This window comes from Pseudanabaena sp. 'Roaring Creek', from assembly GCF_001402795.1.
Lineage (GTDB): Bacteria > Cyanobacteriota > Cyanobacteriia > Pseudanabaenales > Pseudanabaenaceae > Pseudanabaena.
On the sequence record NZ_LIRE01000658.1, the window covers coordinates 1 to 7,403 of the forward strand.

Below are 7,403 nucleotides of genomic sequence, written 5' to 3' on the forward strand. Positions count from 1 at the left end.
ACACTTTCGTGAATTGGTATAAAAGCATTATGCCCAATAATTTTAATTTTTAACTATGCTGAATTAGTTATTAAGTTTGATTAGATTTATATAAATCTAAAAAACAGATCTAACTCCATAGCAATAAGTACCTCAGGCTAAGTGCTTGTGCAAAATAAATTGCCAAAACCCATAAAGTTTTGCCCCGTAGGGGCGAAACTTTATGGGTTTTGGTTTGTAATGAATTATGCCTAGCAACTTATGTAATAATTAAATATCGGGAGGGTAATTTACGCATTGAAAGTCATGAACTTTTGCCAAAATTGATTAATCTGCAACAAACGTAAGGGATTTTTTTATAATTTCATAAAATCTAAAAATATTTAATGTCTTACTGCTAAAAGCTCTTGCGGGAAATAATATTTTCGCCAATTTAAGGATGAAATGCAACGGTATCTAGTCCTTGTTAGGAAGTAAATAGCTTGCCCTAAATCTTCTTGAAATTAGCACAGAGTATATACTGTGATAAAATCTGAGTACCTCTACAATTTATTTTTAAAATTCAAAAAACCTTATTTATATCTTGTTTGTATTTTTTGGCGACTCCTAAAAATAAAATAAAATATTTTTATTGGAACCCTGTCATTTAGCACCGTTATCTTTTTTTATTCTGCTTGAAGTACGTAGTTTTTATATAGTCTTTTTAGAAAGTATTTCAAGTAATTTCTCATGATTTGGGTAATTATCAATTTTTATTCCTAAAAAATTGCATCGCAAATATGCCCAATATACCCAATCCATTTATTACTGGACAATCATATTTTTCTTGAATTCCACAATCTTTAGAAATAACTAAAATTATGACTACCGAACCCGACGATTCTAAAGGACTGATTATGATTGTGGATGATATTCCTGCTAATCTGGAAGTCCTTTCGGAAACTCTCAGTACGGTGGGGTATGACGTAGCGATCGCTACTAGTGGCGATCGCGCCCTCAAACAGATTGGGCGGCAATTTGGCAGGTTAATACCCGAACTGATCTTACTAGATATTAGAATGCCTGACATGAATGGCTTTGAAGTTTGCGAGCATCTCAAAAGCAATCCGTTAACCAAAGATATCCCCGTCATATTTATGACGGCTTTAAATGATATCGATAGCAAAATCAAAAGTTTCGCGCTGGGGGGCGTGGACTATATTACCAAACCATTTCAATACCAAGAGGTTATTGCCAGAATTAAAACCCATTTACAGTTAAGAAGATTAACTCAAGATCTCGAACAGGAAGTCAACCGTCAAGTTATTTCCTTGCAAAAAGCAAAACTAGCTGCCGAAGAAGCCAACCTTGCCAAGAGTCAATTTTTAGCCAATATCAGCCATGAACTCCGCACTCCCCTCAATGCCATTTTAGGTATTACTGAAGGACTTCAGGATGAGGTGTTTGGTAGCATTAATCCAAAACAGATTAGTGTTTTACAGACTATCGAACAAAGCGGTACGCATTTGCTCTCCCTCATCAACGATATTCTCGATGTGGCGAAAATCGAATCGGGACAGCTAGAGCTAAACTGCAAAGCTGTTGGCATAGAAGCAATTTGTACATCTAGTCTGGAATTTATCAGACCCCAAGCTGACAAAAAATCGATCTACCTGCAAAGTTATCTTCCTCCCAATCTGTCCCAGATCTGGATAGATGAGTTACGTATTCGCCAAGTTTTAATCAATTTGCTAACTAATGCAGTCAAATTCACACCCAATGGCGGACGGGTCATGCTTGAGGTGAGCACTGTAAAAAGCACTGTAAAAAGCACTGTAAAAAAAGATGTTTCCGAAACGGCGATCGCTAAAGAATTCCTTCGCATTTCTGTAAAAGACACGGGCATTGGTATTGCTCCTGAAAATATATCGAAATTATTTAAACCCTTCATCCAGATTGATAGCGCTCTTAATCGTAACTATGAGGGCACTGGATTAGGATTGTCTCTGGTAAAACGAATAGTCGAGCTTCATGGCGGGAATGTAGATCTGACCAGTGAGTTGGGTGTTGGCAGTTGCTTCACGGTTGAGATTCCCTGTGTAGTTTCGGCAAGTGCTTCTAAATTAGCCAATAAAGTCGGAGCTAGTTCCGAATCTGCTCTCACCCTAGACTCCGAGCAAACATCATCAACGGAATTGTCCTCGCCGCTAATCCTGTTAGCTGAGGATAACGAAACCAATATCATTACCATTTCTAGTTACCTAGAAGCGATTGGTTACCGTTTACTATTTGCAAATAATGGTAGAGAAGCGATCGCCTTTGCCCAAAAGCACCATCCCGATCTGATTTTGATGGATATCCAAATGCCTGAAATGGATGGGCTAGAAGCCATCAGACAGATTCGTCTCGATCCTGAATTGGTTAATGTACCAATTATTGCTTTAACAGCTTTAGCAATGGCTGAAGATCGCCAAAGATGCTTGATTGCGGGGGCAAATCATTATCTATCGAAACCCGTAAAACTTAAGGTCTTATCCCAGACCATCAAAGACCTATTGAAATAACGTATGCAATAGCTTAGAACGCACTGACTCTCACCCATTGTTGGCTCATGGTTTGCTCGTAGAGAGTTTCTAAGCGATCGATATTTTTTACTAAGGTATAACGATCTAAGACCCTTTGTCTTGCCTTAATACCAATAATTTTCGCCATTTCAGGATGATCGACAAATAGTGGCAAAAGCGTACAAAGTTGCGAGGTCACTCGATGGGAATCAAGTACAATTCCCGCCCCATTTTCGATTACTTCACCATCCGCGCCCACATCCGTAGCAATACATGCCACACCACAGGACATCGCCTCCAGCAACGATAATGACAGCCCCTCAACTAGCGATGGCAGGATAAATACATCCGTCCCACGCAAAATTTCAATGCGCCTCTGCTCATCGGCAATATATCCCATCCAAATAATACTCGGATCGTTACCATAAAAGGTCTTTAAACCCGCTAGCAATGGTCCCGTGCCCACGATCGCTAACTTACAACCTTCGGGCAATCGACATTTGCGCCATGCTTTAAGTAGAGCTTCGACATTCTTCTCAGCAGCTAAACGTCCCTGATAGAGAAATAGGACTTCGGCTTTAAGCTCATTCTTAATATTTGAATCTCCTGGAGAATAGCGATCGCTATCTACCCCATTGGGAATAACTGCAATTCTAGTATTGGGAACGCCTAGTTTATTGAGAAGCTCTTTTTGAATATTAGAAAAAATAATAACTTGGTTGTAATCGGCTAGGGATGGGGCGTAAATTTGGTAGGTGAGCTGCTGCGTACTCGAGGCAAGATTGCGCCGTTTGAGATCGAAGGGTTGGTGAAAGGTGGCGACGAGGGGTAGATCCAGTTCGGCACAAATTTCGGGCAGGCGAAAATCAAGGGGAGAAATGGCAAGGGAAGCGTGAATGAGATCGGGCTTTAGCGATCGCAAGGAATCGACGAGGATCTTATTAGCTCTTAAGGATGGAACCGTATAAATAGTGGATTTATAAAGAAAGGGTAAGGTGACATCCTGCGTTTCTAGAGCATGTTCTTCTGGATCTTCATTGTCTGCATCATTCTCAGGTGCAAAATGCATAAAGCTGACTCGATGTCCGCGATCGAGTAATGCATTGGTAATTTCGCGACTATAGGTCACGTTGCCACAAGCAGGGGATTTTTTACCTAACCATGCAATATGCATGAACTACACCACATTATTATCAAAGGTATAATACCAAAACTAGAGGCGGCACAAATTATACAGTCGGGCTTTTCTGTTGGATGAGACGGGTTTTCCTTTTGATCATTTATAGCTGTCGCCCAGTGTATTAGGACATAAACCCCAAGAATTGACTGGCGGCGCTTCGCGCCGCCAGTCAATTCTTGGGGTTTATGTCCTAGTACATTTGGCGATAGCTATAAATACACTTGGTGACAACGATTAGGCAACAGCGATAATTTTTCACCCAAAAGGGTTAGGTAAAGCCAAGCGATCCCCACCCTTTCTAGGTTTTGATTTGGTTTACACTAGTCTGGAAGCGTTGCAGCTTCAAAATCTAGCTCCAAGGAATTAAGATGCTGAAAAAGCTAAAGATTAAATACCTTTTGGCATTTTTGTTGGCGGCGATCGCCACAACAATGTCCATACTGCTCGGATATGGTTGGAATTATGCGAATGCCCAAGCTCAAAAGCCAGACCCAACAGTGCTTCTGGCTCAGGGAAAACCCGTAGAAACAAGTATTACTACGGTAAGCCTGCAAAGTGCGGGTTTGCAACTGCAAGAGGTTGCTCAAGGAGTTTACGCCCTAGTGGCGAGTACCGATTTTCCACCCCTAGGTCCTACGATAGCCATCTGTAATGGTGGCTTTGTGATTGGTAGTGATGGCGTGTTAGTAATCGATCCATTTCAAACACCCGAACTGGCTGAGTTAATGATCTCTACGGTAAAATCGTTAACAGATAAGCCCATTAGATATGTCTTAAATACGCATTATCATTTCGATCACACTGGAGGTAATGCTGCTTTCGTAAAGCGTGAAGTTCCAGTAATTGGTCGTGGAGTGATTCGTGAATATATTCAAAGTGGCAAAAATAATACGGGTGGGGTAACTCCACCAACGGTAGTGATCAATAGCCAAACCGATCTTTGGTTAGGCGATCGCCAAGTGCGGATCGAGCGGGTAGATGGACATTCCGCTGGAACCGATTTAGTTGCCTATATACCTGATGCTAAGGTTTTATTTTCAGGTGATATGGTCTTCAATAAGCGGATTCCCTACACAGGTGATAGTGATATTCGGCAGTGGCAGGGTAGCCTTTATCGCTTAATTGCTTCTTATCCAGAAGCAAAAGTCGTTCCTGGGCATGGAGATGTAACTGACGTGGCAGGTTTACAGGCTCAGCAAGCCTATTTCAGTAGATTAGAGCGTCTCGCACTGGAATGGAAGGGACAGATCTTGACTAAGGAACAAGTTCTTGAGAAGTTTGCCAAAGTACCTGATTTGTACAAAGACTACAAATTTAAAGGTCTATATTCTAATAATTTAGAGTCAGCTTACGAACAATTTACACGTAGCGCCACAATTCCTTTGATTCCCTAAAAACAATCTGCGGTCAATATGCGCCGCACTTTGTGCGGCGCATATTGCAAGCGGATATTTCAGTTCTTTACCCCTTGATGCAGTTATGGTTGCTCGTCCTTTCCCGTTTTCGATCAAATTACCATTACTAGTTAGTTTGATTTTGGTGTCGGCGATCGCGGCGGCGATCTTTGGTGCAGCGAGGGTCGATGCCTTACAAGCAATTCTCAAACCAATGAATCCCCTCCTTGGCGACACGGTATCGGTTTGGATCGTGACGGATAAAACCACCAAGACCCCGCCGCAGGTATCGATGAATAACAAACTATTTCCTGCTTTTGCCATGTCAAGCAATCGTTGGCGAGCATTTATCCCGACAACGCCTCTAGATAAAGCAGGTGAACGTCAGGTATTGATAACAGGGGATGGCTTGAAGCAAACCTTGCCTATGCATTTAGGTGATCGCGAGTTTCCCACGCAAAGTATCTGGATTAATGATTCGGGGGGAGGTTCCGAGCCAACTGATTACGAATGGGATAAGGTTTCCGCCTTTAAGAAATTAGTTACTCCCCAGAAATTTTGGAATGGCGCTTTTTTAAGACCCAATGACGGCGAGATTACAACAGGTTTTGGCGTAAAGCGCTATTACAACGGAGTATTTGCCGATGATTATTACCACCGTGGTGTTGACTATGCAGGTGGATATGGTTCGCCAGTAGTAGCACCTGCGGCTGGCTATATTCGTTTAGTGGGAACGGTAGCTCAAGGCTTTCTTTTAAATGGCAATACCATTGGGCTAGATCATGGACAGGGCGTGGAGAGCATTTTTTTACATCTCAGTAAGATCTATGTCAAGGAAGGCGATTTCATAACGGCAGGTCAAACGATTGGTGAGATCGGGGCAACGGGCGCGGTGACAGGTCCCCATTTGCACTGGGGTTTATACGTGAATGGGGAAGCGATCGATCCTGTAGCTTGGCGCTATGAAGGGGTTGAATAACCAAATGTTATAGCTGCCGTCAACATAAAAAAAGAGGGTTGCCGCGCGGAGCGCGGCAACCCTCTTTTTTATGTAAGTTACAGCAATTATCGATCAAACGAACCACAAGGAAATTTTTGAAAGCGTTGCGAAGCAACGCTTTCAAAAATTTCCTTGGTTTGGGTTTGAGCGCGAAGCGCTGTAAGAAATGGCTTAGCCATTTCCTACCTTGGTATTGATCCTGCAAGACTTTTGGCTTTTTTAGGCTAAGCCAAACCAACTGAGATAGGTGGAGAGAATTGTTTGCCCAAAAAACAGAGAAATTGCGCCGCCAAGGGCAAGAAAGGGACCAAAGGGAATTGGTTGATGTTTGCCTCGTTTCTGGACGAGTAAAGCGATCGCCCCAACTAATGTACCGATCGCTGAGGCAATCAAAATCGCCAGCAACAGATTTTGCCATCCCAGCCACATTCCGAGCATTGCAGCAAGTTTGGGATCGCCACCGCCCATCGCTTCTTTTTGGAGAAATATACTGCCAGCAACACGCATAATGTCTAGAAGCCAGATTCCTAGGACTGCCCCACCGATGCCAAACATTAGCAAACGAGGAATAGCAAAGCGAGCGTCACCTCCATTCGTTAAACTCATTGACGCAAGACTTACTTGATAGATTAAACCTAATACTAATCCTGACTGAGTTAAGCGATCGGGTAGGGTCATCGTATCGATATCAATTAGTGCTAGAACTAGCAGCCAACTGAGAAACGCAGCATAAAAGCATAGGATCGGGATTGACAGTGAATTACCAAAATATGCCGCCACACTCCAAAACAAGAAGGCGGTCAATGCTTCGATCGCTGGATATCGCCAAGATACAGGCGTGTGGCAATAACGACATTTACCTTTAATCAAAAACCAACCAATAATGGGAATATTGTCACGCGGGGCAAGCGATCGCAGGCAGTGAGGGCATCGCGATGGGGGATGCAGAATGGATAAACCCGCAGGAACGCGGTAAATTACCACATTCAAAAAACTGCCCACACAAGCCCCTAAAGCGATCGCTAAACTTTGTAAAAAGATAGATTCAATTAGTAACAAAGTATTTGAGAATTAGGTTTAAGAATTAATTTACTCCCTTCCCAGTATAAAAATACGCATTAAAACCCAAAGATTAGCAGTGCGGTGCTTCGCACCGCACTGCTAATCTTTGGGTGGGAAGGGAGTAGTCAATTAGTTAGAAATTATGCAAAGCTGGAAATTATCTTAGCAGGCGTTACGATCTCTGATTTTGATTTTTATAGCTATAGTCAATAATGTTAGGACAAAAATCAAACCCAATAGAGAGT

General features: G+C 42.4%; 5 protein-coding genes. 3 read left to right on the top strand and 2 right to left on the bottom strand.

From position 1 onward, the window contains the following. The first annotated feature begins 839 nt into the window (after positions 1-839). Positions 840-2,522 (top strand): response regulator, encoded by a 1,683-nt coding sequence (locus AC805_RS17525; RefSeq protein WP_055076581.1) that lies wholly within the window; start codon positions 840-842, stop codon positions 2,520-2,522. A 13-nt stretch (positions 2,523-2,535) separates the two neighbouring features. On the opposite strand, the gene AC805_RS17530 is transcribed toward AC805_RS17525, so the two are convergent. Beyond that, the gene (locus AC805_RS17530; RefSeq protein WP_055076582.1) at positions 2,536-3,696 is read right to left on the bottom strand and encodes a glycosyltransferase family 4 protein; all 1,161 of its coding nucleotides are present in this window, start codon (positions 3,694-3,696) and stop codon (positions 2,536-2,538) included. A 374-nt stretch (positions 3,697-4,070) separates the two neighbouring features. Here AC805_RS17530 and AC805_RS17535 point away from each other — a divergent pair, with 374 nt between their 5' ends. Both AC805_RS17535 and AC805_RS17540 read left to right on the top strand, forming a co-directional pair. Continuing rightward, the gene (locus tag AC805_RS17535; RefSeq protein WP_055076583.1) at positions 4,071-5,096 is read left to right on the top strand and encodes an MBL fold metallo-hydrolase; all 1,026 of its coding nucleotides are present in this window, start codon (positions 4,071-4,073) and stop codon (positions 5,094-5,096) included. 85 nt (positions 5,097-5,181) lie between these two features. Beyond that, the gene (locus AC805_RS17540; protein ID WP_055076584.1) at positions 5,182-6,075 is read left to right on the top strand and encodes a M23 family metallopeptidase; all 894 of its coding nucleotides are present in this window, start codon (positions 5,182-5,184) and stop codon (positions 6,073-6,075) included. Between the two features lie 240 nt (positions 6,076-6,315). Here AC805_RS17540 and AC805_RS17545 read toward each other — a convergent pair whose 3' ends face one another. After that, positions 6,316-7,155 (bottom strand): A24 family peptidase, encoded by an 840-nt coding sequence (locus AC805_RS17545; protein ID WP_082429528.1) that lies wholly within the window; start codon positions 7,153-7,155, stop codon positions 6,316-6,318. Positions 7,156-7,403 lie beyond the last annotated feature (248 nt).